Origin of the sequence: Kocuria sp. CPCC 205231, from assembly GCF_040980965.1 — a bacterium.
In the GTDB taxonomy this organism is placed as follows: Bacteria; Actinomycetota; Actinomycetes; order Actinomycetales; family Micrococcaceae; genus Kocuria; species Kocuria rosea.
Window position 1 is genome coordinate 40,536 of record NZ_JAVKPP010000007.1, and the last position, 23,815, is coordinate 64,350.

Sequence of the window (23,815 nt, forward strand, 5' to 3'; positions counted from 1 at the left end):
TCTGCGGCCCGCACGTGCGGCGCACCCCGGGGCGGCCGCACGTGCGGTCGCCCCGGGGGTGCGCGGGGCCGGGGATCAGACCAGCGTGGCGGTGTCGATCACGAACCGGTAGCGCACGTCCGAGTTCTGCACCCGCTCGTAGGCCTCGTTGATCTGCTCGGCCGAGATGACCTCGATCTCGGCGCCCACCCCGTGCTCGGCGCAGAAGTCGAGCATCTCCTGGGTCTCCCCGATGCCGCCGATCATGGACCCGGCGAAGGTGCGGCGGTTGGCCAGCAGCGAGAACACGTTGACGTCCAGCGGCTCCGCCGGGGCGCCGACGTTGACCATGGCCCCGTTGACGTTCAGCAACGACAGGTGGGCGTCGAGGTCGATCTTCGCGCTGACCGTGTTGAGGACCAGGTCGAAGGTCCCGGCCAGCTCCTCGAACGTCTGCGGGTCGCTCGTGGCGTAGTAGGCGTCGGCGCCCAGGGCCAGCCCGGCCTCCTTCTTGCGCAGCGACTGGGAGAGCACCGTGACCTCCGCGCCCATGGCGTGGGCGATCTTCACGCCCAGGTGCCCCAGCCCGCCCAGACCCACGACGGCGACCTTCTTGCCGGGGCCGGCCTTCCAGTGGTTCAGCGGGGAGAAGGTGGTGATGCCGGCGCACAGCAGGGGCGCGGCGACGTCGAGCTCGATGCCCTCCGGGATGCGCAGCACGAAGTCCTCGGTGACCACCACGTGGGTGGAGTACCCGCCCTGGGTGACGGTGCCGTCGCGGTCCTCGGCGCCGTAGGTCATCACGGCGCCGTCGAGGCAGTACTGCTCGTCGCCGGCCCGGCAGTTGGCGCACTCGCCGCAGGAGTTGACCATGCACCCGACCCCGACCCGGTCGCCGACCGCGTGGCGGGTGACGCCGGCGCCGACCTCGGTGACGATCCCGGCGATCTCGTGCCCGGGGGTCAGCGGGTACTGCTGGGGGCCCCAGTCCCCCTGGACGGTGTGCAGGTCGGAGTGGCAGATCCCGGCGTACTTGATCTCGATGAGGACGTCGTGGGCGCCGAGGTCCCGGCGCTCGAGAGTGGTCGGGACCAGCGGTGCGCCGGCGGACGGGGCGGCGTAGGCGTTGACGGTGCGCAAGAGGTGCTCCTCGGAGGGTGTGGGTGCAGAAGTGTGCGTGCAGCAGTGCGGGTGCGGCGGAAGGGGGCGCCCGCCCGGGCGCACGGCGGCCTCCGGAACCGGGTGCGGCTCCTGGTGCCGGCGGTGACCGGGGGTCGCGACCGCAGGGGCGGCCGCCACGGAGGGTGGAGGACGGTGCGGGGCCGGCGCGGGGTCTTCCCCGACGGGATCATGGCGAGTCGCACGTCCTCGACGAGCCTACACGCGCAGGAAGTTGGAAAGGAAGCTGATCGATTCCGGGCCGCCGGGGACCGGCGCCCCCCGTGCCACGCCCGGGGCCCGGTCTCAGAACCGGGCGTTGCGGGGCGTGCGCTGGCAGACCGGGCAGCGGTAGGAGGAGCGGTTCATGAACTGCTCCCGCACGATCAGGGTGCTCCGCCCCTCCTCCGCGCAGCGCGGGCAGGGCAGGGAGGCCCGGCCGTAGGCGGAGAGGGAGCGGGCGAAGTAGCCGGACTCGCCGTTGACGTTGACGTAGAGGGAGTCGAAGCTCGTCCCGCCGGCCGCCAGCGCGCGGTCCATGACCTCGCGGACGGCCGCGAGAAGGCGCAGCGTCTCGGGCCGCCGGAGCGTGTCGGTGGGCCGCGCCCAGTGCAGGCGCGCCTGCCACAGGGCCTCGTCCGCGTAGATGTTGCCGATCCCGGAGACCAGCGCCTGGTCCAGCAGCGCGCGCTTGAGCCCGGTCCGGCGCCGGCGCAGCCGGTCGTGGAGGCGCTCCGCGTCGAAGGCGGGGTCCAGCGGGTCCCGGGCGATGTGGGCGGCCCGGGCGGGCACCAGCGGGACGCCCGTGGCCGAACGGCCGCCCGGGGCGCCGTCGTCGGTGAGGACGAGCCGGTCGAGGAGCATGCCGCCGAAGATCCGCTGGTCCACGAAGCGCAGCTCCGCCGGGGTGCCGGGGCGCTCGGACAGGCCCAGCCGCACCTTGAGGTGCTTCTCGTCGGGCAGCCCGGCGTCCTTGACCAGCAGCTGCCCGCTCATCCCCAGGTGCACCAGCAGCGCCTCCTGCGGCGGGGCGCCGTCCGCCCCGGTCAGCGGCAGCCACAGGAACTTGCCGCGGCGCACCGCGTCGGCCACGACCGCGCCGTCGAGCTCGTGGCCGAAGGAGACGGGGCCGGGCTCGTGGCGGCGCACCGAGCGGGGGTCCAGGACCTGCACGGACTCGATCCGGCGGCCGACCACCCAGCGCTCCACCCCGCGGCGGACCACCTCGACCTCGGGCAGCTCAGGCACGGGCGCTCCGGGGCGTGCGCTCAGCCACCGCGGCGGGCCACCAGGGTCGCGTAGGCCTGCGCCGCGGCGGAGCGCTCGGCCTCCTTCTTGGTGGTGCCGGTGCCCGTGCCGTGGTCCTGACCGCCGACGAGCACGTGCGCCTCGTAGCGGCGGTCGTGGTCGGGGCCCGTGCCCTCCACGGCGTAGCGCACGGGGCCCAGGGCGCGGGCCGCCGCCAGCTCCTGGATCTCGGTCTTCCAGTCCCGGCCCTCGCTCATCACGAAGCCGTCCTCCAGCAGGGGCACCACGAGCCGCAGCACGAAGGCCCGGGCCGCGTCGAGGCCGGTGCTCACGTACACGGCGCCGATCAGCGCCTCCATGGTGTCGGCGAGGATCGAGGCCTTCTCGTGCCCGTTGGTGCGCACCTCGCCCTTGCCCAGGCGGATGTGGGGGCCCACGTCCAGGGACCGGGCGAGGTCGGCGAGCGTGCGGGTGCTGACCACGGCCGAGCGGATCTTCGCGAGGTTGCCCTCGGAGTCGTCGGGGTAGCGGTGGAAGATCTCGTCGGTGACCGCGAGACCCAGCACGGAGTCCCCGAGGAACTCGAGCCGCTCGTTGTGGCCCTGCCCCTCGTGCTCGTACGCGTAGGAGCGGTGGGTCAGGGCAAGACGAAGCGTCCCGGCGTCGATGTCGACGCCGAGACGCTCCAGCAGGTCCTGAGGTGTCGCGGTGGAGGTCACCGTGGTCAGGCGTCGGCCACCTTGCGGCCCTTGTACTCCAGGAACAGCGCGGTGCCGGCGGAGTCGGTCACGACCTTCGCCTGGTGCGGCAGGCTGTAGGTGACCTTGCCGTTCTCGACGGTCTTGACCAGCTTGGGCGCGGTCGCCTTCCACTGCGAACGGCGTGCACGGGTGTTGGCACGGGACATTTTCCGCTTCGGAACAGCCACGGCTATCTCTCTTCTCTCGGTTCGGTCGTCTGGGTCGAGGTGTCCTGCTCGAGCAGCCCCGACAGGGCGCTCCAGCGAGGATCGAGCACCTCGTGGTGGTGTCCCGGGTCGTCCTCCAGGCGCGCGCCGCACTGGGCGCACAACCCCTGGCAGTCCTCCCGGCACACCGGTTGGAACGGCAGCTGCGTGATCACTGCGTCCCGAAGCATGGGCTCGAGGTCGATGGTCTCGTCCTGAACTTCATACATCTGGTCGTCCTCGGAGTCCTCCCCGCCGTCGGCGGCGGGGTCGAAGACGTAGAGCTCCTGCACGTCGACGTCCAGATCGTAGTCGATCGGGTCGAGGCACCGGCTGCACTCGCCGTGGATGGCCACGGCGGCCGTGCCGGACACCAGGATCCCGTCGTGGACGGATTCCAGCCGGAGGTCCAGGTCGATGTCCGAGCCCTCCGGGGCGCCGATGAGTGCGTTGCCGAAGTTATCCGGCGCGGGCACAACTTCTTCCAGGCGTCGCATCGTCCCCGGGCGGTGCTCGAGGTCCCGGACACCGATGGTGAGGGGCGAACTGTTCTCGCGACTGATGACTGACTCCTGGTGAAATTCTGACCGACAGACCATGTTAGCGTGCCGCCCCGCGCGTTCTCAAACGGGCCGGGTCCGGGCGCGCCGGGACGGGCCGCGCCCGCTCAGCCCTGCAGGGCCCGCAGCACGGGCGCCGGCACGAACCCGGAGACGTCGCCGCCGAGGCCCTGGACCTCCTTCACGAGGGTCGAGGACAGGTGCAGGAACCGGGGGTCGCCGGGCAGGAAGACCGTCTCCACCCCCGTGAGGTGGCGGTTCATCGTGGCCATCGGCACCTCGTACTCGAAGTCCTCGCCCGAGCGCAGCCCCTTGACCAGGGCCACCGCCCCCCGCTGCGCCGCGTACTCCGCGAGCAGGCCCGCGCCCATGGGCTCGACGACGACGCCGGCGACGTCCGCGAGGCTCTCCGCCACCAGGGCCAGCCGCCGGTCAGCGTCGAAGCGGTAGCGCTTGTGCGGGTTGGTGGAGACCGCGACGACGACCTCGTCGAAGAGCGCCGCGGCGCGCGCGACGACCTCCACGTGGCCGTTGTGCAGGGGGTCGAAGGAGCCGGGGCAGATCGCTCGGTGCATGGGTGCCATCCTAGGGGCGCTCCGTGCCGGGGCGGCGTACCGTGGTGGACGAGGGAGTCCTCCGGCCAGAGCGGAGCACCGACATGGGCATGCAGTGCCGCCGGGCGCGGACCGGGGAGCGGATCAGCGCCCTGGACGAGGCCAACCTCCGCGTGGAGCGGCGCGGGGTGCCCATGCACATCGCGGCCCTGGCCCTCCTGGAGGCCGGTCCCCTCCTCGATGCCGGCGGGCGCGTCCGGCTGGCGGAGGTGCGGGAGCACGTCGAGCGGCGCACCCGGGACGTCTGGCCGCTGCGCCGGCTGCTCGCCCGCCCCGGGGGCGGACGCCCCGTGTGGCTCGACGACCCGGTCTTCGACGTCTCCCGGCACGTGCGCAGCCGTCCGGTGCCGCCGCCCGGGGACGAGGAGAGCCTGCTCCGGGTGTGCGCCGGGATCGCCGCCGTCCCGCTGCCCCGGGACCGGCCCCTGTGGGAGCTGTGGCTGCTCCCCGGCCTCGCCGGCGGCCGGGTCGGCCTGCTGATCCGGTGGCACCACGTGCTCGCCGACGGTCTCGCGGCGCTGACCCTGCTCGCGCCCCTGTTCGATCCCGCGCCCGGCGGCGCCCCGCGCGCCCCGGACGCGCCGGGTCGCCCGGGGACGGGCGGCGGCCCGCCGCCCGTCCCTGCCACGGCCCGCGCTCCGGCCCGCACTCCGGCCCGCGCCGCTGCCCGCCTGCTCGGCGCCGCGGCCCAGGTCCGCGGCGCGCTCGCGGAGGGCCGCGCCCCGGCGCTGTCCGTCAACCGGCCCGTGGGCGCGCGGCGCCGGGCGGTGCTGGTGCGCGCCGACCTGGCGGCGGTCCGGGAGCTGGCCCACCGGCACGGCGGGACGGTCAACGACGTGGTGCTCACCGCCGTGGCGGGCGGCGCCCGGCGGCTGCTGGCCGCGCGCGGCGAGCTGGCCGGCGTGCCGGAGCTGAAGGTGTCGGTGGCCGCCTCCGTGCGCGCGGCGGGGGACCCCGCCGGCGGCAACCGGGCCGGTGTGCGCGTCGTGGCCGTGCCCGTCGACGAGCCCGACCCGGTGGCCGGGCTGCGGCGGATCGCGGCCACCACCTCCCGGCAGCGGACCCGTCCGCCGTACCGGCCGGGCGGCCGCCTGGCCCAGCGCTGGATGGTCCGGGTCATGGACCGGCAGCGGCTCGTCAACGTGCTGCTCAGCAACGTGCGCGGCCCCGCGGCGCCCCTGCTCTTCGCGGGGGCACCGGTGCTCGAGCTGTTCCAGCTCGGCGCCGTGCAGGGCAACCTGGCCCTCGCCGTGGGCGTCGTCTCCTACACGGGGACCCTGGGCATCGACGTGGTGGCCGACGCCGACGTGGTGCCGGACCTCCCGGTGTTCGTCGAGGGGCTGGCCGGGACCCTCGTGCGGCTCGGCGCCGGGCCGCCGCCCTGAGCCGCCGCGGGACCCTAGACTGGCGGCCATGGATGCCACCGACGCCGCCGTCCCGTCCACGCACACGTCCGGCCCCCCGTGGGAGCGGATGGCCCGCGGGGGCGGTCTGCTGACCGGCACCGGGGAGCTCACCGGGACCGTCTTCGAGGAGATGTCACGGCTGGCCGCGCGCACGGGCGCGATCAACCTGGGCCAGGGCTTCCCGGACGTCGACGGCCCGCGGGAGATGCTCGACGCCGCGGCGGCCGCACTGCACGGCGGCGGCAACCAGTACTCGCCGGTGGCGGGTCTGCCGCTGCTGCAGGAGGCCGTCGCGGCGCACCAGCACCGGTTCTACGGGATCGACCTGGACCCGGCCTCCGGGGTGGTCGTGACCGTGGGCGCGTCCGAGGGGCTGGCCGCGAGCCTGCTCGCGTTCCTGCGCCCCGGGGACGAGGTGGTCGTGTTCGAGCCGCACTACGACCTCTACGGCGCCGTGGTGGAGTTCGCCGGTGCGCGGCTGGTCACGGTCCCCCTCGAGCCGCCGCACTTCTCCCCCGACCTCGACCGCCTCGCCGCGGCCTTCGGGCCCCGCACCCGCATGGTGATCCTCAACGACCCGCACAACCCGACCGGGACGGTGTTCGATGACGCCGTCCTGGCCCGCGTGGCCGGACTCGCCGCCGAGCACGACTGCGTGGTGGTGACCGACGAGGTCTACGAGCACCTGCGCTACGCCGGCGGGCACCGGCCGCTCGCCGCGCTGCCGGGGGCCTTCGAACGGACCCTCACCGTGTCCTCCGTGGGCAAGTCCTTCTCGGTCACGGGCTGGCGGGTGGGCTGGGTCAGCGGGCCGGCGCACCTCGTGGGCCCGGTGCGCGCCACGAAGGCCTATCTCACGCACAGCGCCGCCACGCCGCTGCAGATCGGGGCGGCCACCGCTCTGGGCCTGCCGGACGGGTTCTACGACCGGCTCACGGAGGACTTCCGGCGGCGGCGCGACGTGCTCGTGCGGGGCCTGGCCGCGGCGGGCGCCGAGCCGTTCGAGCCGCAGGGCACGTTCTTCGTCGTGGCGGACGTCCGCGGCCTGTGCGAGCGGTACGGGGTCGAGGACGCCGCGCACCTGGCGCCGGTGCTGGCCGAGCGGGCCGGTGTGGTGGGCGTGCCCGTGCCGGCCCTCGCCTCCGCGGAGCACCGGGAGCGCTACGCGTCCTGGATGCGCTTCTCGTTCGGCAAGCGCCTGGACGTCCTGGAGCGGGCCGGGCGGCAGCTGGCCGGCTGAGCCGGTCCGCACGGCGGGGAGCTCGCCGCCCGCCCTCGTGCCGGCTCCCCGGCGGCGGGGAACCGGCGCGCGGGACGCCGCCCCGCGCGCCGCGGCTCAGACGGCGCTCGCCCGGCGGCCCAGGGCCCGGTAGGTGAAGCCGGCCGCGGTCCAGCGGTCGGGGTCGAGCACGTTGCGGCCGTCGAGGATCTGCGGGACGGCCACCAGCGGGTCGAGCTGCTCCGGGGTCATCGCCTTGAACTCGGCCCACTCGGTCAGCAGCACCACGACCTCGGCCCCGGTGACGGCGGCCTCGAGGGAGTCCACGTAGTCCAGGCGCGGATAGCGCTTGGCGGCGTTGGCGTTGGCCTTGGGGTCGTAGACGGCCACCTCGGCGCCGATCGAGTGCAGCCGGGCGGCGATGTCCAGGGCCGGGGAGTCGCGCACGTCGTCGGAGTCCGGCTTGAAGGCCGCCCCGAGCACGGCGACCTGCCGGCCCACCACGGTCCCGCCCAGCATCTGGGTGACCGTCTCCACCGTGTGGCCGCGGCGGCGGACGTTGATGTCGTCGACCTCCGCGAGGAAGCGCACCGACTGCTCCACCCCGAGCTCCGCGGCCCTGGCGCGCAGGGCGCGGATGTCCTTCGGCAGGCAGCCGCCGCCGAAGCCCACGCCGGCGTTGAGGAACTTGCGCCCGATCCGCTCGTCGAGGCCGATCGCGTCGGCCAGGGTGCGGATGTCCCCGCCGACCGCCTCGGTGAGCTCGGACAGGGCGTTGATGAAGGAGATCTTGGTGGCCAGGAAGGCATTGGCCGCGACCTTGACGAGCTCGGCGGTCTCGAAGTCGGTGACGATCAGCGGGACGCCGGCCGCCAGCTGCCGGGCGTAGACCCGGCGCATCACGGCCTCGGCGGCCGGGTCCTGACAGCCCAGCACCATCCGGTCCGGGGCCAGGGTGTCCTCCACGGCGTAGCCCTCGCGCAGGAACTCGGGGTTCCACACCAGGGACACGTCCACGCCCTCCCGCGCCGAGGCCTTCGCCAGGTCCGCCAGGCGGCGGGCGGAGCCCACGGGGACCGTGGACTTGCCGGCGATCACGCAGTCCTTCGTGGCGGCCGCGGCGATGGAGCCGACCGCGGCGTCGACGTAGCGCATGTCCGCCGCGAAGCTCCCGGCCCGCTGCGGGGTGCCGACCCCGACGAAGTGGACGTCGCCGAAGGCGCCGGCCTCCTCGTAGCTCGTGGTGAAGCGCAGCCGGCCGGTGCCCACGTGCTTGCGCAGCAGCTCGCCCAGGCCCGGCTCGTGGAAGGGCAGCTCGCCGCGGGACAGGGCGTCGACCTTCTCGGGGTCCACGTCCAGCCCCAGCACCTCGAAGCCCATCTCCGCCATCGACGCGGCGTGCGTGGCCCCCAGGTAGCCCGTTCCCAGAACCGTGATCCTCATGGACGTCCTCCGTTCCTCCCGGGCGCTGACCCGGGCTCGATGCTGCCTGTCGAATCTTGTCAAAGGGGGTGCGCCCAGCGGCGCAGGTGTCAGTCCGGCGCGCCGGGGGACGCGGGCGATGTGACGTCCGTCTCGGCGAACCACACGGTGGTCTCCCCGTGCCGCTTCTGCTCGAAGCGGCGCAGCCCGGCCGGCCAGCCGGGCTCCGGGGACCGGGTGGAGCGCTCGACCACGAGCACCCCGCCCTCCCGCAGCCGGCCCACCAGCGGGGCGAGGACCGCGGCGAGCTCCGCCTCCGGCAGGGGGTAGGGCGGGTCGGCCAGCACGAGGTCCCACGGCCCCTCGGCGGGATCCGCGAGGTAGCCGCCCACCGCCCCGTGCCGGACCGTGACGACGTCCTCGCGCCCGAGGGCCCGGTGGACCGTCGCGGCGTTGGCGCGGCAGACCCGCGCCGCGCCCGCGTGCCGCTCCACGAGGGTCACGGCGGCCGCGCCGCGGCTCGCGGCCTCGCAGCCGAGGGCCCCGGAGCCCGCGAAGAGGTCGAGGACCCTGGCGTCCCGGAGCATGCCCCACGCCTCGAGCCGCGCGAAGAGGGACTCCTTGACCCGGTCGGTGGTGGGCCGGGTGTCCCGGCCCGCCACGGACTGCAGGCGCAGCCCCCCGGCGGCCCCGGCGATGATCCTGCTCATGGGTGCTCCTCTCGGGTGCCCGGCGGCACGCGGCTCGGCGGCACGGGGGCTCAGCCCCGGTCCAGGAACGCCTCGGCGTCCGGGTCGAGGTAGCGCTCGATGGCCTCGGCCAGTTCGGGGTGCTCCAGCAGCTGGGGGTCCTCGCCCAGGATCGTCACGGCGTCCCGGCGGGCGCGCTCGATGAGCTCGGCGTCGTCGAGGGCCCGCAGCAGGCGCAGGGTGGAGCGGCCGCCGGACTGCGCGGCGCCGAGGATGTCGCCCTCGCGGCGCAGCTCGAGGTCCGCCCGGGCCAGCTCGAAGCCGTCCGTGGACCCGGCCACCACCTCGATCCGCTCCCGCGACGGGTGCTCGGCGGGGCGCCGGGTGACGAGCAGGCACGTCCCGGCGTGCCCACCGCGCCCGATCCGGCCGCGCAGCTGGTGCAGCTGGGAGATGCCGAACCGGTCGGCGTCGACGATGATCATCAGCGTGGCGTTGGGCACGTCCACGCCGACCTCGACCACGGTGGTGCACACGAGCAGCTGCACGTCCCCGGCCGCGAACTCCTCCATGAGCCGGGACTTCCGGTCCGTGTCGAGCCGGCCGTGCAGCACCTCGGCGCGCACGCCGGCCAGGACGGGCTCGGCGGCCACGAGCTCGGCGAGCCAGGTGACGGACGCCATCGTCGCCTCGGACTCCTCGTCCTCGGAGGCCGCCGCGAGGGCGGACTCCGCGAGGGAGGCGTGGGGCGGGGGCTCGTCGTCGTCGCCGATCTTGGGCGCGACCACGTAGACCTGGCGGCCCGCGTCGATCTCCTCCCGGGCGCGCCGCCACAGGCGCCGCTCCCAGCCCGGGTGCTCCACGAGCCCCACGGTGTGGGTGGCGATCGGCTGCCGGCCGGCCGGGAGCTCGTCGAGGACGGAGACGTCCAGGTCGCCGAAGACGGTCATCGCCACGGTGCGCGGGATGGGGGTCGCGGTCATCACCAGCAGGTGCGGGGGCCGCCCGGCCTTGTCCCGCAGCCGGTCGCGCTGCTCGACGCCGAAGCGGTGCTGCTCGTCCACCACGACCAGTCCGAGGTCGGCGAACTGGACGACCTCGGAGAGCAGGGCGTGGGTGCCGATGACGATCCCGGCCTCCCCCGACGCGATCTGCAGCAGGGCCCGCTTGCGCGCCGCGGCGCCCATGGACCCCGTGAGCAGCACGACCTGCGTGCCGTCCGGGTCCCCGCCGAGCAGGCCGGCCTGCGCGAGCGGGCCCAGGGAGCGGACCACGGAGCCGTGGTGCTGGGCGGCGAGCACCTCGGTGGGGGCCAGCAGCGCCGCCTGCGCGCCGGAGTCCACGACCTGCAGCATCGCGCGCAGGGCCACGAGCGTCTTGCCCGAGCCGACGTCGCCCTGGAGCAGCCGGTTCATGGGGCGGGTGCCCGCGAGCTCCGCGGCGAGCTGCTCCCCCACGGTCCGCTGCCCGGCGGTGAGCTCGAAGGGCAGCCCGGCGTCGAACCGCGCGAGCACCCCCGCGGGGACGCCCGGGCGGGCGGTGGTGGGGTGGGCGGCGAGCTCGGCGCGGCGGCGGGCCAGGGCGCACTGGAGCAGGAACGCCTCCTGGTAGCGGAACCGGCGGCGCGCCTCCCCGTGCGCCCGGGTGTCCCTCGGGCGGTGGACCTGCCAGTACGCCTCCTCGAGCCCCATGAGCCCCTCCCGCTCCCGGATCCCGTCCGGCAGCGGGTCCGGGACGGCCCCGAAGTCCACGACGGGCAGCAGCGAGTGCACGGCGCGGGCGATCTTGTCCGTGGTCAGTTTGGCCGTGGCCGGGTAGATCGGGATGGGCCGGCCCGCCCGCTCCTCGGCGGTCTCCCCGGCCTCCGGGGCGTCCGGGTCGAGGATCGCGTAGTGCGGGTTCGTCATGGTCACGCCGCCGTTGTACAGCCCGACCTTCCCGGAGAACAGGGCGTGCGTTCCGGGGGGCAGGTCCCTGGCGGCGGTCCAGGCGTTGAAGAAGCTCAGCCGCATCGTCCGGCCGGGGCCCGGGTCGCCGTCCGCGAAGAGCCGCTGCGGGTCGGAGGAGACGCGGTCCGTGATCACCACGTCCGTGATGGACCCGCGCCGCGAGCGCATCTGGCGGGTGGAGGCGTGCACGACCTCGGCCACGATGGTGACCTGCTGGTCGATGCGCAGCTCCGAGAACGGGGTGAGCTCGCCCCGCGGCATGTACCGGCGGGGGAAGTGGTCGAGCAGCTGCCCGATCGTGGACACCGAGAGCTGCCGGGCCAGCTGGTCGGCCGTGGTCCGCCCCAGCAGCCGGGCCAGCGGCTGGTCGAGCTCGGAGACCGGGTCGGGGAACGCCCCGCCGCCGTGGGTCGGGGTCATCTCAGGGGTGCCTCATCCGTCCGCCTCCGAGAGGGAGGTCACCGTGAGGTTCACGGCCTTGCCGCGGGCGCCGATCACGGTGAGGGCGTCCTCGGGCCGCGGCACGTGGACGTGCACGCGCCAGCGGTAGCCGTCCCCCGTCTCGGTCACCGCGCTCATGATCACGCTGGTGCCCACCTCGCTGAGCTCGTGGCGCAGCTCCGCGGCGTCCAGCGGGGTGAGCTCCACGGTGCACATCACCTCCACGCCGCCGTGCACGGTGTGCGGGGCGTCCCCGGCGCCGGCGGCCCGGGCCGCGGCGGCGTCGATCAGCGCGTCGAGGGCGTTCTCGTCGCCGGCGTCGTCGCCGCCCACGGTGCGGGCCAGGGCGTCGAAGACCACGAGCATGCCCAGGGCGCCGGCGTCGACCGTGCCGGTCTCGCGCAGGATCTCGAGCTGGTCCGGGGTGACGAGGACCGCGGCGCGGGCGGCGGTGCTGACGGCGGCCAGGAACTCCTTGAGCTGCTGGTTGGACCCGTCCTCCACGCCCTGCGGCACGGGCACGGCGGCGGCGGCCTCCAGGACGGAGAGCATGGTCCCGTCCACGGGGTCCGTCAGGACGCTCCAGGCGCGCACGTGGCCGGCGTGCAGGGCCAGCCGGACGGACTCGGCGCTCATCCTGGTGCTCCCCTCGAGGGAGCGGCCCACGGCCGTGAGGAAGACGGAGAACAGGGTGCCCGAGTTGCCGCGGGCCTCCTCGAGGGCGGCCTGGCCGGCGAGGGAGAGCAGCTCCCCGACGTCGCCGGTCTCGAGCACGGCGGCGGCCTCGGCGGCGGCGCGCACGGTGGTCGCGAGGTTGGTCCCGGTGTCGGCGTCCGCGACCGGGAAGACGTTGAGGGCGTTGAGGACGGGGCTGTGGCGCACGAGATCACGGTGGGCCAGGTCGAGCCACCGCCGCATGACGGCCGCGTTCGATCCGATCCTATGGTTCAAAGTGATCCCATCCTTCGCCGACCGGGTGCCCGAGAGCGAGGTGCGGCGCTCGTCCGTCGAGCAGCACCCGGGGGAGGGTGTCGTCGTGCGCGGGGGGCGCGGGCGCACACGAGCCTATCGCACGGAACATCCCCGGCAGCGGCACGCCCCGGGGGAAGACGGCGAGCAGCCCGTGGTCCTCGCCCCCGGTCAGCACCCAGTCGCGGGGGTCGGCGCCGAGCAGCCGGGCGGCCGGGCGCAGGGGCTCGGCGAGGCCGGCCACGGCCGCGCCGTCGAGGTCGACGACGACGCCGCTGGCGGCCGCGACCCGCCCGGCATCGCGGAGCAGGCCGTCGGAGAGGTCGATCATCGCGGTGGCGCCGGCGCGGGCGGCCGTGGGGCCGGCGGTCACCGGGGCGCACGGCCGCAGCTGCGCCGCCGCGAGCCCGTCCAGGAGCGCGTCCCGGCCGGGCCGGTAGCGGCGGTCCTCGAGCAGCGCCACGCCCGCCGCCGCCCGCCCGGTGGTCCCGGCGAGCGCCACAGTGCCGCCCTCGCCCGCCCCGGAGCGGCGCACCGGGTCCCGGCCCTCGAGGTCGCCCGTCACCGTGGCGGTGACCGACAGCTCCCGGCCGGCGCCCAGGTCCCCGCCCACCACGGCGCAGCGGTCCGCGCCCATGGCCTCGAACCCGGCCAGGAGGCCGCGGGCGAAGTCCTCGGGCCAGGACACGGGCGTGCCCGGCGGCAGGGTGAGCGAGACGACGGCGGCCGACGGGACGGCGCCCATCGCGGCGACGTCGGCGAGGTTCTGCGCCGCGCACTTCACCCCGGTGTCGTAGCCCGTGGTGACCGCGCCGCCGGTCCAGGCGAGCCGGAAGTCCTGGTCCTGCACCTGGGTGTCCGTGGTGATCACGTACCGCCCGTCCGGGGCCGCGACCACGGCGCAGTCGTCGCCGGGGCCGAGCAGCACCAGGTCCGCTCCGGGGCGGGGGGCGGGGCGCAGGAGCAGCGGGAGCACCCGGGCCAGCAGCTCGGCCTCGGAGAGCTCCCCGACGGTGGGCCCCGGACCGGGCGGGGCGTCGGGCACGGGGGACGGCTCGGCTGGGGGTCGGGTCATGGCGCTCATCCTAACGACGGCCCCGGACGCGGGAACGGGCGCCCCCGAGGATTACGCTGGGGGCATGCCCTCGCCCTCCCTGTCCCGATCCGCCCGTGCCCTGCTGGGGGCGGGAGCCCTGGTGGCGGTCCTCGCGGGGTGCTCCCCCGCCGTCACCGTGGACCCCGCCGAGAACGCCGCCGACCCGGGGTGCGCCCCGGCGATGCTGGCCATGCCGGAGACCGTCGGCGAGCACGAGAGGCGCGAGACCACCAGCCAGGCCACCACGGCCTACGGCGAGCCCACGGCGGCGGTCGTGCGGTGCGGCGTGACCCCGCCCGGGCCCACCACGGACGCCTGCTCCTCCGTCAACGACGTCGACTGGCTGATCCGCCAGGACGAGGACGGGAGCACCTGGACCGCCACGACCTACGGCCGGGACCCGGCCGTCGAGGTGGTCTTCGACAGCACCGCCGTGGCCTCCTCCACCCTGCTGGTCGAGCTGGGCTCCGCGGTGGAGCAGATCCCCGCCGAGCGCCGGTGCCTGGACCTCCAGGACACGGTGGAGGGCCTCTGAGCCGGGGCCGGACGGAGGGGTCCGTCCCCTCCCCCGGGACGTCCCGGGGCTCGGGAATAGGCCCGTGCCCTGCCCGGTTGTGGCGTGGACACGCGCGCGAGCGCACCGCGCCCCACCACCACGCCAGAAGGAGGCACATCCGTGGCCACCGATTACGACGAGCCCCGCGTCAAGCCCGAGGACGAGCCCGCCAACGAGTCCCTCGAGGTGATCCAGGCGCAGCGCAGCGCCACCGCTCAGAGCCCGGCGATCGACGTCGACGACTCGGACACGGCGGAGGGCATCGACTTGCCGGGGGCGGACCTGTCCCAGGAGGAGCTGCTCATCCAGGTGGTGCCCGAGCAGGACGACGAGTTCACCTGCATGTCCTGCTTCCTGGTCCGCCACCGCAGCCAGCTCGCCCGCGAGCAGGACGGCGCCCGGTACTGCATCGAGTGCGAGGGCTGACGGCCGCGGCACCCGCCCCGGGCCCGCCCGGTCACTCGTGGCGCAGGGAGGCGATGGGGTCCTTCCGCGCGGCCCGGACGGCGGGGATCGTCCCGGCCAGGAACGCGATCCCCATGACCGAGAGCACGATCAGGGCCACCCGCCACGACTCGAACGCGAACAGCGACAGCCCCGGCAGCCCGGACAGGAACCCGTCGGCCAGCGCCCCGCTCAGGGCCGAGCCGCCGACGACGCCCGTGACGGCGCCGACGACCGCCCCGAGGAACCCGATGAAGACGGCCTCGAGGGAGAACAGGCCGAAGACCCTGCCCCCGCTCATGCCCATGGCCTTCATCAGGCCGATCTCCCGGGTCCGCTCCTGGACCGACATCAGCAGGGTGTTGACGATGCCGAGCCCGGCGGCCACGAGCGCGATGACGGCGCAGGCGTTGAGGATCCACACGATGGCGTTGATGACGGCGCGGAACATGCCGAGCTGGTCCTCCACGGTGAGCCCGAGCATGTCCTGCTCCTCCAGCCGCGCCTGGATCCCGGGGGCCAGGGCCATGTCCTCGACCGTGACCGTGGCCATCGCGAAGCTCTCCGGGACCTCCTCCGGGACGCCGCTGACCTGGTAGTCGTAGAGCCGCTCGTTGAACGTGTCCGACGGGATGGGGTTCAGGGAGGTCCCGACGAGACTGGCCTGCGTCACCCCGGAGATCGTGGCGGGGAACGCCCGGTCCTGCTCCGCCATGTTGGTCATGACCACGTCGACGCGGCCCCCGACGGCCTCCTGCGCGGAGGAGAAGCCCAGGTCGGCGACCCAGCTGTCGGGCACCGCGATCTCGTCCCGGCCCGCGGCGGGCGCTCCGCCGGCCACCATCTGCAGACCCACGGCGTCGACGGGGATCCCCGGGGAGAGCTGGAACCGGCTGCCGTCGGCGGCCTCCAGGTAGGTGGGGGCCACGGAGTACATCGGCTTGACGGAGCGCACCCCGTCCAGGTCCTCGATGACCTCGATGTCCTCGGGGGTCAGCCCTTCGAAGGACACGCCGAACCCCGTGCGGATCCGGGTGGTGTCCGGGTCGTACTCCCGCGGGCCCGAGGTCGAGGACAGCTCGATGAGGGGCTGCGACTTCTGGACGTAGAGCGCGTCGGCGTCGCCGAACGCCGCCACGGTGTCGTCGATGTACCGGTTCACCCCGGTGCCCATGCCGGAGGTGAGGGTCAGGGCGAACGCACCGATGAAGACGGCGAGCACGGTCAGGGTGGCGCGGATCCTGGCGCGCGCGGTGTTGGCGACCGCCGAGGCCAGCAGGTCGGACCACCTCACCGGGCACCTCCGACCGCTCCGACGACGACCTCGTCGTCCGCGCCGACGTCGTCCCCTCCTGCGGCGTCCCCTCCTGCGGCGTCCGCTCCGGCGACGGGGGCCTGCCGGGGTGCGGGGGCGTCCACGACGAGACCGTCGTGCAGGTGCACCTGGCGTCCGCAGCGCCGGGCGAGGTCCTCGTCGTGGGTGACGACGACGAGGGTGATGCCGCGCTCCCGGTGGAGCTCGAGCAGGAGGTCCTGGACCACCGCGCCGGTGGCCGAGTCGAGGTTGCCCGTGGGCTCGTCGGCGAAGATCACGGAGGGGTCGTTGACCAGGGCCCGGGCGATCGCGACCCGCTGCTTCTGCCCGCCCGACAGGTCGGCGGCACGGCTGGAGGCCTTCTCCGCCACGTCCAGGCGCTCCAGCACGTCCAGGGCGCGGCGCCGGCGCGCTGCGGGGCGGACCCCGGCGATGCGCAGCGGAAGCACCACGTTCTCCAGGACCGTCTGGTCCGGGGTCAGGTAGAACTGCTGGAACACGAACCCGAACGCGGCGTTGCGCGTCTCGTTGAGCTCACGGGCCGTCATCGACGCCGCCGGCCTGCCGTCCAGGGACACCGTGCCGCGGGTGGGCGCGTCGAGCAGCGCGAGAAGGTGCATCAGGGTCGACTTGCCCGAGCCGGACTTCCCGACGACGGCGACGGACTCCCCGTGCCGGATGCGCAGGTCCACGCCCCGCAGCGCGGCGAAACGGGTGTCCCCCCGGCCGTAGATCTTGACCAGGTTCTCGGCCTCGAGCACCGCGGACGTCATCGAATTCCCCCTGTCGGGGCGACCGTCCCCCCGGACGGCCGCCGCGGGACCACGTCCCTCCCCCATCATGTGCGCAAGCGAATGACGACGGCGACCCGATCCGTGTCCCCACTAGTGCTGTCCCGTGACCCGCACGGGCCGGGGCGGCCGGTGCGGACACCCCCGGCGGACCGGTGACGAGGGCCCGGAGGCGCTCGCCGGGTCCGGTGCTGCAGGCCGGGACTCCTCCCGTCACGTAACAGTTCACCCTTGCTAATGCCGGGATGTGGACGATAGTTAACAGCACAGCTGTTCTTCGGCAGGGGGTTCCGGCTCCGCGGGACGGGCGCACGCCCCGTCCGCGCCGAACGACGAGCGGCACGACGTGACGGGGGTCCGTCCGCGCGGGGGCGCGGCAAGGACCCCGGTGGGGCCGTGCGGCGCGCTGGCGGTCCTGGGGTGGGCCCGGGCCGACTACGGAGTACAGGAGACGCATCGACATGACAACTACGAGAAGACTGGCTGTTGCCGGTGCCTCGGCGACCGTGCTGGTGGGGGGCCTGTTCCTGGGCGTCCCGGCGGCCGTCGCGGCACCTGGCGACGCCCCGCCGGTCGACGCCCCACCGGGCGCGGCCGCATCCACCGAGGTGGCCGGTGCCGTGGCGGAGCTGCCGGCCGCGGTGCCCGCGGACGTCCCGGTCGCCGAGGTCCTGGTCGCCGAGGCGGCTCCGCCCGCACCGGCGGAGGTCCCGGTCGCCGAGCCCGCACCGGTCGTCGCCGACGTGGCGGCGCCCGAGCTGCCGGCCGCGGCCCTCGCGGACGTCCCGGTCGCCGCGCCCGTGGACGTCCCGGCTGCCGCGCCCGTGGACGTGCCGGCCGCCGAGGAGGTCCTGCCCGCACCGGCGGAGGCGCCGGCTCCGTTCGTGGCCGACGTGGCGCCGGAGGCACCGGCGCTGTCCGACGCGGCACCCGCCGCGCCGGCCGCAGCCGCGGTCCAGCAGGAGGTGGTCCCGGAGCTCGCGCCCCAGGAGGCCGCCGCCGGGGCCGCGAACCCGGGGCTCAACGTGGACACCCGCCTCACCGCGGCACCGATGGGGCAGGCGGCCGGCGCCGGTCTGCTCACGGCGCTGCTCGCGGCGGCAGTGGCCCTTCCCGGTGCGCTCGCGTACCGGGCCCGGAGGCTCGGGCGCAGCGGCGCCTGAGCCGCGTGCCGTGCCGGTGGTGCCCGCGGGGCGGCGCCGGCACGGCACCGACCCCGGCGGAACGCGCCGGGTCGGAGAACAGGTCAGGTCGGAGGAGGACAGCACAGCATGGCAACGAGCACCGTGGCGGGACCGCCGCGCCCCGTCCCGGCCGAGGAGAGGGATCCCCTGGTCCGGCGGGCGGCGGTGGTGACGCTGTGCGCCGCCGTGCTGTGGGTGGCGCTCATGAACCAGTGGTTCCTCGCCCAGCACCTCCTGGGGCACGTGCCGGCCGCGGCGTCGCCGGTGCGCCTGAGCATAGACTCGGTCGGCTTCGACGCCGACGTGCTCCCCTACGACCCGACCGACGAGGACCTCGAGGGCGGCTCGCTCGTGCCTCCGCAGACCTACAGCGGCTACCGGCTCACGCCGTACGGGATGCCCGGCGAGGGGTCGACGAACACCACGTACATCGCGGGGCACAGCTACGACAAGGTGGAGCTGCCCTTCAACAAGCTGAGCGACCCGACCCTGGTCGGGGAGGAGCTCGAGGTCGAGACCGTGGACGGGACCCTCGACTACGTGGTGGACTCGGTGACCACCTACGAGAAGGACACGCTGAAGGACAGCGAGATCTGGCGGATCGTCCCGAACCGCATCGTCCTGATCAGCTGCTACACCCAGGACGCGGTCGGCAAGAACGTCGTCGTCACCGCGTCGCCCGCTGCGTGAGCCGGGGGCTCCGCCCCCGGTGGTGTGCCGCGGCTCAGCGCAGCCCGACCGGCCGTTCCAGGGCGAGGCCCAGGAGCTCGTCGATCAGCTCGGCGTAGTCGAGCCCGGAGGCGGCCCACATCCGGGGGTACATCGAGATCGGTGTGAACCCCGGCATCGTGTTGATCTCGTTGATGACCACCCGCCCGTCGGGGGTGTAGAAGAAGTCGGCCCGGCACAGGCCCTCCCCGTCCAGCGCCTCGAACGCGGTCACGGCGCTGCGGCGGATCGTCCCGATCGCCTCCTGCGGCAGGTCCGCGGGGCAGCTGAGCCGCGCGGAGGCCTGCGAGACGTACTTCGCCTCGAAGTCGTAGAACGCGTGCTCGTCGACGATCTCGATCTCGCCGGGCATGGAGGTCCGGGCGGCGGCGGTCCCGCGGCCCTGGAGGACGGCGCACTCGATCTCCCGCCCCACGATCCCCGCCTCGACCACCAGCTTGCGGTCGTGCTCGCGGGCGGTCTCGATCGCGGCGTCCAGATCCTCGGCGCGCTCCACCTTCGTGATGCCGAAGGAGGACCCCGCCCGGGCGGGCTTGACGAACACGGGGAAGCCCAGCGCGGCGATGCGCTCGCGCACGTCCTGGGGGTCCACGGCCCACTGCCGGTCGGTCACCACGGTGTAGGGGCCCACCGCCAGGCCCGCCGCCTCGAAGGCGAGCTTCATGAAGTGCTTGTCCATCCCCACCGCGGAGGCCGTGACGCCGCAGCCCACGTAGCGCAGGTCGGCGAGCTCGAGCAGACCCTGCAGGGTGCCGTCCTCGCCGAAGGGCCCGTGCAGCAGGGGCAGCACCACGTCGATGTGCCGGTCCCGGCTGACGGTCTGCCCGCAGGGACCGTCCTGGCGCACGATGAGCTCGCTCTCCCCGACCTTCAGCGGCAGGCTCACGAGCCCGTCGCCCACGGGCAGCTCCGCGATCGGGTTCGCGTCCAGCAGCGCCTCCAGCTCCTCCTGCGGGCAGAGGAACCACTCGCCGGAGGTGGCGATGCCGACGGTCACCACGTCCCACTTGTCCCGGTCGATGGCGCGCAGGACCCCGAGGGCGGTGATGAGGGAGATGGAGTGCTCGCTGGAGCGTCCGCCGAACAGCACGGCGACGCAGGGGCGGGGGGTCATGGGGCGGTCCCTTCGGATTTGATCTCGCGGCCCAGCAGGAGCGGGGCCACGTCGTCGATGGTGATCTCCTCGCGGAGGATGGCCACGACGGCCTCGGTGATGGGCATGTCCACGCCGTGGCGGCGGGCCAGGGCGAGCACGGCGGGGGCGGACTTGATGCCCTCGGCGGTCTGGGTCATCTCCTCCTGGACCTCCGCCGGGGTGAGGCCCAGGCCGAGGAGCCGGCCCGCGGTGCGGTTGCGGGACAGCGGGGAGGAGCAGGTGGCCACGAGGTCGCCCAGTCCGGCGAGGCCGGAGAGGGTCTCCAGCCTCCCGCCGAGGGCGAGCGCGAGCCGGGTCGTCTCGGCGAGCCCGCGGGTGATGATGGAGGCCTTCGAGTTCTCCCCGAAGTGGCGGCCGTCGGCGATGCCCACCCCGAGGGCGATGACGTTCTTGACGACGCCGCCGATCTCGGTGCCCACCACGTCCGTGTTCGTGTAGGGGCGGAAGTAGCGGGTCCGGCAGGCGTGGGCCACCCAGGTGGCCAGGTCCGTGGCGGGGGCCGCCACGACGGAGGCCGTGGGCTGCTCCTCGGCGATCTCCATGGCCAGGTTGGGCCCGGACAGCACGCACGTGCGCGCCCGCCAGTGCCGGGGGCCCAGCCCGGTGGCCCGCCCCAGCTCCTCGGCGACGACCTCGCTCATCCGCAGCCCCGTGTCCCGCTCGAGCCCCTTGGCGAGGGACAGCACCACGGCGTCGCGCTCGAGGTGTCCGGCCACGGCGGTCAGCTGGGCGCGCAGGGACTGGGCGGGCACGGCGAGGACCACCAGGTCCGCGCCGCGCACGGCGGCGGCGAGGTCGGCGGTGATCTCCAGGCGCTCGGGCAGCCGGATGCCGGGCACGTAGCGGTCGTTGACGCGGGTGCGCGCGGTGTGGTCCATCGCGGGGGAGCTGCGTCCCCACAGGGCCACGGTCCGCCCGATCGGCTCGGCCCGGGCGTGGGCGGACTCGCGGGCGCTGTCGGCGAGGATCTTGGCGAAGGTCGTGCCCCAGGACCCGGCGCCCAGCACGGCGATCCTCCGCGGCCCGGCGGCGGGCAGGCCGCCGGCAGGGGCCGCGGCGGTCTCGGGGGGCGTCACGGGCGGCCTCCCCGGCGCCGGTCCCAGAGGACTGCCGGCGCGTCCGTGCCGCGCAGCACCGCGAGCTCCCGGGTCACGGCGCGCATGACGGCGTCAGTGGCGTCCTCGAGCCGCGCCGCATGGCGGCCCACCGGATGGGTCAGGTCGGGGACGTCGTCCCGCCACGGGGTGAGGTCCACGGGCGGGCCGATCCGCACGCGCACGTCCTTCCGGGGGAACAGGCTGACCGTGCGCCGGCCGGTGGAGCGGTCGTGGTCGAGGACCTCCTGGTCCCCCCAGTGCGCCACCGGGACCACCGGGGCCCCGGTCGCGAGGGCCAGGCGCGCGGCGCCCGTGTGCCCGGTCATCGGCCACCGGTCGGGGTCCCGGGTGAGGGTGCCCTCGGGGTAGATCACCACGGCGCCGCCGGAGGCGAGCTCGGCGCGGGCGGCCGTGAGCGCCGCCGCGGCGTCGGCCGTGCCGCGCAGCACGGGGACCTGGCCGGTGGCCCGGAGCACCGTCCCCACCCCGGGGGCGCGGAACAGGGACTCCTTCGCCAGGAACCGCGGCATGATCCCGTTGTCGTAGAGCGTGATCGCGACCGTCAGGGGGTCGAGCTCGGTGAGGTGGTTGGGCACCACGATGAACCCGCCCTCGGCGGGCAGGTGCTCCTCCCCCGTCCAGCGCAGCCGGGCCGCCAGCCGGTAGGCCGGCTTGACGACGCCCGCGAGCACGCGGAACAGGCGGCGGTTCGAGGTGCGGCTCATCGGCGGGCCCGGCTCACTCGCCGTCGAGCTCGAAGGACGCCCCGAGCCCCGTCAGCTTGTCGGTGAAGTGCTCGTAGCCGCGCTCGATGAGCTCCACGCCGGTGACGTGGGACGTGCCCTCGGCGGCCATCGCCGCGATGAGGTGGGAGAAGCCGCCGCGGAGGTCGGGGATGTTGATCTCGGAGGCCTGCAGCGGGGTGGGCCCGGAGATCACGGCCGAGTGCACGAAGTTGCGCTGGCCGAAGCGGCAGGGCACGGAGCCCAGGCACTCGCGGTGCAGCTGGATCGTGGCCCCCATCCGGTTGAGGGCGGCGGTGAAGCCGAAGCGGTTCTCGTAGACGGTCTCGTGCACGATGGACACGCCCGTGGCCTGGGTCAGGGCGACCACGAGCGGCTGCTGCCAGTCGGTCATGAAGCCGGGGTGGACGTCGGTCTCCACGATGAGCGGGTTGAGGTCCCCGCCGGGGTGGTAGAAGCGGATGCCCTCCTCCCGGATGTCGAGGCCCCCGCCGATCTTGCGGAACGTGTTGAGGAAGGTCATCATGTCGGACTGCCGGGCCCCGGCCACGAAGATGTCGCCGCCGGTGGCCAGCGCGGCGGAGCCCCAGGAGGCGGCCTCGATGCGGTCGGGCATGGCCCGGTGCCGGTAGCCGGTGAGCTCGGGAACGCCCTCGATGCGGATCACCCGGTCGGTCTGGACGGTGATGATGGCGCCCATCTTCTGCAGGATCGCGATGAGGTCCATGATCTCGGGCTCGGTGGCGGCGCCGCGCAGCTCGGTGTGGCCGTCGGCCCGGGTGGCGGTGAGCAGCACCTGCTCGGTCGCGCCGACCGAGGGGTAGGGCAGCTCGACCTTGGCGCCGTGCAGGCCGTGCGGGGCGCTCATCCGGATCCCGGACTCCAGCTTCTCGACACGGGCGCCGAAGTGGCGCAGCACGTCGAGGTGGTAGTTGATGGGCCGGTCGCCGATCTTGCACCCGCCGAGGTCGGGGATGAACGCCTCGCCGATGGCGTGCAGCAGGGGCCCGCACAGCAGGATCGGGATCCGGGAGTCCCCGGCGTGGGCGTCGATGTCGGCGTGCCGCGCCGTGGTGACGTTGCAGGGGTCCAGGGCCAGTCGGCCGTCCTCGCGCCCCACGTCGACCCCGTGCAGCGCCAGCAGGTTGGTGACGACCTGGACGTCCTTGATCTGGGGCACGTTCTCCAGGACGGAGGGTGTGGAGCCCAGGAGGGCGGCCACCATGGCCTTGGGGACGAGGTTCTTGGCACCTCGCACGGTGACCTGCCCGGACAGGGGGATTCCGCCCGTGATGTGCAGTGCGCTGCTCATGACCTTCCGATCTGCTGTTGCCGGGCCACCCCCGAGCGGGAGCGGCACCCGTACAGTGTAGGTTCCCCGGCGCGGGCCCCCGCACAGGGGCGGGCGTCGTGCGTGTCCGGGACAGCACGACGGCCCGGCGGGCCGTGGGAGGCTCCGCCGGGCCGTGCCGGGCGTGACGGGGTCAGGTGCGGGCGGGCAGCGTGGTCGGCTTGAAGGCGGGTCGGCCCGCCTCGAACGCGGCGATGTCCTCCTCGCGCTGGAGGGTGAGCCCGATGTCGTCGAGGCCCTCCATGAGGCGCCAGCGCGTGTAGTCGTCGATCGAGAACGGCACCGTCACCGTGTCGCACGTCACCGTGCGGGACTCGAGGTCGACCTCGATCTCGGTGCCGGGGTGCTCCTCGATCAGCTTCCACAGCAGCTCGACGTCCGCCTGGTCGACCTGCGCGGCCAGCAGCCCCTGCTTGCCCGAGTTGCCGCGGAAGATGTCCGCGAACCGGGAGGAGATGACGGCCTGGAAGCCGTAGTCGCGCAGCGCCCACACCGCGTGCTCCCTGGAGGAGCCGGTGCCGAAGTCGGGCCCGGCCACCAGCACGGAGCCGTGCCGGTACGGCTCCCGGTTGAGCACGAAGTCCTCGTTCTTGCGCCAGGCGGCGAACAGGGCGTCCTCGAAGCCGGTCTTGGTGATCCGCTTGAGGTAGACGGCCGGGATGATCTGGTCGGTGTCCACGTTGGACTGGCGCAGCGGGACGCCGACACCCCGGTGGGTGGTGAACTTCTCCATGGCAGGGCCTTTCTGGGCTT

Annotated in this window: 24 protein-coding genes; 6 read left to right on the forward strand and 18 right to left on the reverse strand. The window is 74.5% G+C overall.

Annotated elements, in window-relative coordinates:
- Positions 1 to 75 precede the first annotated feature (75 nt).
- The 6 genes from RF640_RS08920 to coaD form a co-directional block, all read right to left on the reverse strand.
- Positions 76 to 1,119: an NAD(P)-dependent alcohol dehydrogenase gene (locus tag RF640_RS08920; protein ID WP_017833171.1), complete on the reverse strand. Its 1,044-nt coding sequence runs from the start codon at positions 1,117 to 1,119 to the stop codon at positions 76 to 78.
- 324 nt (positions 1,120 to 1,443) lie between these two features.
- Entirely contained in the window at positions 1,444 to 2,385 is a 942-nt protein-coding gene (mutM, locus tag RF640_RS08925) for a bifunctional DNA-formamidopyrimidine glycosylase/DNA-(apurinic or apyrimidinic site) lyase (protein WP_035929793.1), read from the reverse strand.
- Positions 2,386 to 2,405: 20 nt separating this feature from the next.
- Complete coding sequence (rnc, locus tag RF640_RS08930; RefSeq protein ID WP_017833173.1) at positions 2,406 to 3,104, reverse strand: ribonuclease III; 699 nt, start codon at positions 3,102 to 3,104, stop codon at positions 2,406 to 2,408.
- Positions 3,105 to 3,109: 5 nt separating this feature from the next.
- Positions 3,110 to 3,313, reverse strand: coding sequence for a 50S ribosomal protein L32 (gene rpmF / locus RF640_RS08935; protein WP_031282896.1), 204 nt, complete (start codon positions 3,311 to 3,313; stop codon positions 3,110 to 3,112).
- A 2-nt stretch (positions 3,314 to 3,315) separates the two neighbouring features.
- The gene (locus RF640_RS08940) at positions 3,316 to 3,828 is read right to left on the reverse strand and encodes a DUF177 domain-containing protein (protein WP_368827540.1); all 513 of its coding nucleotides are present in this window, start codon (positions 3,826 to 3,828) and stop codon (positions 3,316 to 3,318) included.
- Positions 3,829 to 3,998: 170 nt separating this feature from the next.
- Entirely contained in the window at positions 3,999 to 4,466 is a 468-nt protein-coding gene (coaD, locus tag RF640_RS08945; protein ID WP_031282901.1) for a pantetheine-phosphate adenylyltransferase, read from the reverse strand.
- 83 nt (positions 4,467 to 4,549) lie between these two features.
- Between coaD and RF640_RS08950 the strand changes: the two genes are divergently transcribed.
- A complete protein-coding gene (locus RF640_RS08950) occupies positions 4,550 to 5,890 on the forward strand; it encodes a wax ester/triacylglycerol synthase domain-containing protein (RefSeq protein ID WP_368827542.1) in 1,341 nt (446 codons plus the stop codon).
- A 28-nt stretch (positions 5,891 to 5,918) separates the two neighbouring features.
- Positions 5,919 to 7,151, forward strand: a complete 1,233-nt coding sequence (locus RF640_RS08955; protein WP_052133054.1) for an aminotransferase class I/II-fold pyridoxal phosphate-dependent enzyme — start codon at positions 5,919 to 5,921, stop codon at positions 7,149 to 7,151.
- A gap of 96 nt (positions 7,152 to 7,247) precedes the next feature.
- Here RF640_RS08955 and RF640_RS08960 read toward each other — a convergent pair whose 3' ends face one another.
- The 5 genes from RF640_RS08960 to thiL all read right to left on the reverse strand — a co-directional run bounded on the left by RF640_RS08960 (position 7,248) and on the right by thiL (position 13,675).
- Positions 7,248 to 8,573, reverse strand: a complete 1,326-nt coding sequence (locus RF640_RS08960) for a UDP-glucose/GDP-mannose dehydrogenase family protein (protein ID WP_126350230.1) — start codon at positions 8,571 to 8,573, stop codon at positions 7,248 to 7,250.
- An 89-nt stretch (positions 8,574 to 8,662) separates the two neighbouring features.
- Complete coding sequence (rsmD, locus tag RF640_RS08965; protein ID WP_368827545.1) at positions 8,663 to 9,262, reverse strand: 16S rRNA (guanine(966)-N(2))-methyltransferase RsmD; 600 nt, start codon at positions 9,260 to 9,262, stop codon at positions 8,663 to 8,665.
- A 50-nt stretch (positions 9,263 to 9,312) separates the two neighbouring features.
- Entirely contained in the window at positions 9,313 to 11,610 is a 2,298-nt protein-coding gene (locus RF640_RS08970; RefSeq protein ID WP_109222466.1) for an ATP-dependent DNA helicase RecG, read from the reverse strand.
- Positions 11,611 to 11,622: 12 nt separating this feature from the next.
- The gene (locus RF640_RS08975) at positions 11,623 to 12,582 is read right to left on the reverse strand and encodes a DAK2 domain-containing protein (RefSeq protein ID WP_313960165.1); all 960 of its coding nucleotides are present in this window, start codon (positions 12,580 to 12,582) and stop codon (positions 11,623 to 11,625) included.
- The gene (gene thiL, locus RF640_RS08980; protein ID WP_109222467.1) at positions 12,572 to 13,675 is read right to left on the reverse strand and encodes a thiamine-phosphate kinase; all 1,104 of its coding nucleotides are present in this window, start codon (positions 13,673 to 13,675) and stop codon (positions 12,572 to 12,574) included. Before thiL ends, RF640_RS08975 begins: the two co-directional genes overlap by 11 nt.
- A 64-nt stretch (positions 13,676 to 13,739) precedes the next feature.
- Between thiL and RF640_RS08985 the strand changes: the two genes are divergently transcribed.
- Both RF640_RS08985 and RF640_RS08990 read left to right on the forward strand, forming a co-directional pair.
- Positions 13,740 to 14,231, forward strand: coding sequence for a DUF3515 family protein (locus RF640_RS08985; RefSeq protein ID WP_095651683.1), 492 nt, complete (start codon positions 13,740 to 13,742; stop codon positions 14,229 to 14,231).
- Between the two features lie 141 nt (positions 14,232 to 14,372).
- Entirely contained in the window at positions 14,373 to 14,678 is a 306-nt protein-coding gene (locus tag RF640_RS08990) for a DUF4193 domain-containing protein (RefSeq protein ID WP_017833185.1), read from the forward strand.
- 31 nt (positions 14,679 to 14,709) lie between these two features.
- Here the strand turns inward: RF640_RS08990 and RF640_RS08995 are convergent, their stop codons facing one another.
- Together RF640_RS08995 and RF640_RS09000 are read right to left on the reverse strand one after the other, a co-directional pair.
- Positions 14,710 to 15,990, reverse strand: coding sequence for an ABC transporter permease (locus RF640_RS08995; protein ID WP_035928937.1), 1,281 nt, complete (start codon positions 15,988 to 15,990; stop codon positions 14,710 to 14,712).
- Positions 15,987 to 16,784, reverse strand: coding sequence for an ABC transporter ATP-binding protein (locus RF640_RS09000; RefSeq protein ID WP_109222468.1), 798 nt, complete (start codon positions 16,782 to 16,784; stop codon positions 15,987 to 15,989). The genes RF640_RS08995 and RF640_RS09000 overlap by 4 nt, the downstream gene beginning before the upstream one ends.
- A gap of 479 nt (positions 16,785 to 17,263) precedes the next feature.
- Here RF640_RS09000 and RF640_RS09005 point away from each other — a divergent pair, with 479 nt between their 5' ends.
- Positions 17,264 to 17,965: a hypothetical protein gene (locus RF640_RS09005; protein ID WP_126350231.1), complete on the forward strand. Its 702-nt coding sequence runs from the start codon at positions 17,264 to 17,266 to the stop codon at positions 17,963 to 17,965.
- A 108-nt stretch (positions 17,966 to 18,073) separates the two neighbouring features.
- A complete protein-coding gene (locus tag RF640_RS09010; protein ID WP_017833189.1) occupies positions 18,074 to 18,676 on the forward strand; it encodes a class F sortase in 603 nt (200 codons plus the stop codon).
- A gap of 34 nt (positions 18,677 to 18,710) precedes the next feature.
- Here the strand turns inward: RF640_RS09010 and RF640_RS09015 are convergent, their stop codons facing one another.
- The 5 genes from RF640_RS09015 to leuD all read right to left on the reverse strand — a co-directional run bounded on the left by RF640_RS09015 (position 18,711) and on the right by leuD (position 23,795).
- Complete coding sequence (locus tag RF640_RS09015; RefSeq protein ID WP_109222469.1) at positions 18,711 to 19,829, reverse strand: D-alanine--D-alanine ligase family protein; 1,119 nt, start codon at positions 19,827 to 19,829, stop codon at positions 18,711 to 18,713.
- Positions 19,826 to 20,947 carry an NAD(P)H-dependent glycerol-3-phosphate dehydrogenase gene (locus tag RF640_RS09020; RefSeq protein ID WP_052133052.1) on the reverse strand — a complete coding sequence of 374 codons (1,122 nt, stop codon included), beginning with the start codon at positions 20,945 to 20,947 and terminating at the stop codon, positions 19,826 to 19,828. Before RF640_RS09020 ends, RF640_RS09015 begins: the two co-directional genes overlap by 4 nt.
- A complete protein-coding gene (locus RF640_RS09025; RefSeq protein ID WP_109222470.1) occupies positions 20,944 to 21,693 on the reverse strand; it encodes a 1-acyl-sn-glycerol-3-phosphate acyltransferase in 750 nt (249 codons plus the stop codon). The genes RF640_RS09020 and RF640_RS09025 overlap by 4 nt, the downstream gene beginning before the upstream one ends.
- 13 nt (positions 21,694 to 21,706) lie before the next feature.
- The gene (gene murA, locus RF640_RS09030; RefSeq protein WP_017833193.1) at positions 21,707 to 23,023 is read right to left on the reverse strand and encodes a UDP-N-acetylglucosamine 1-carboxyvinyltransferase; all 1,317 of its coding nucleotides are present in this window, start codon (positions 23,021 to 23,023) and stop codon (positions 21,707 to 21,709) included.
- 172 nt (positions 23,024 to 23,195) lie between these two features.
- Entirely contained in the window at positions 23,196 to 23,795 is a 600-nt protein-coding gene (gene leuD, locus RF640_RS09035; RefSeq protein ID WP_109222471.1) for a 3-isopropylmalate dehydratase small subunit, read from the reverse strand.
- Between the last annotated feature and the right edge of the window lie 20 nt (positions 23,796 to 23,815).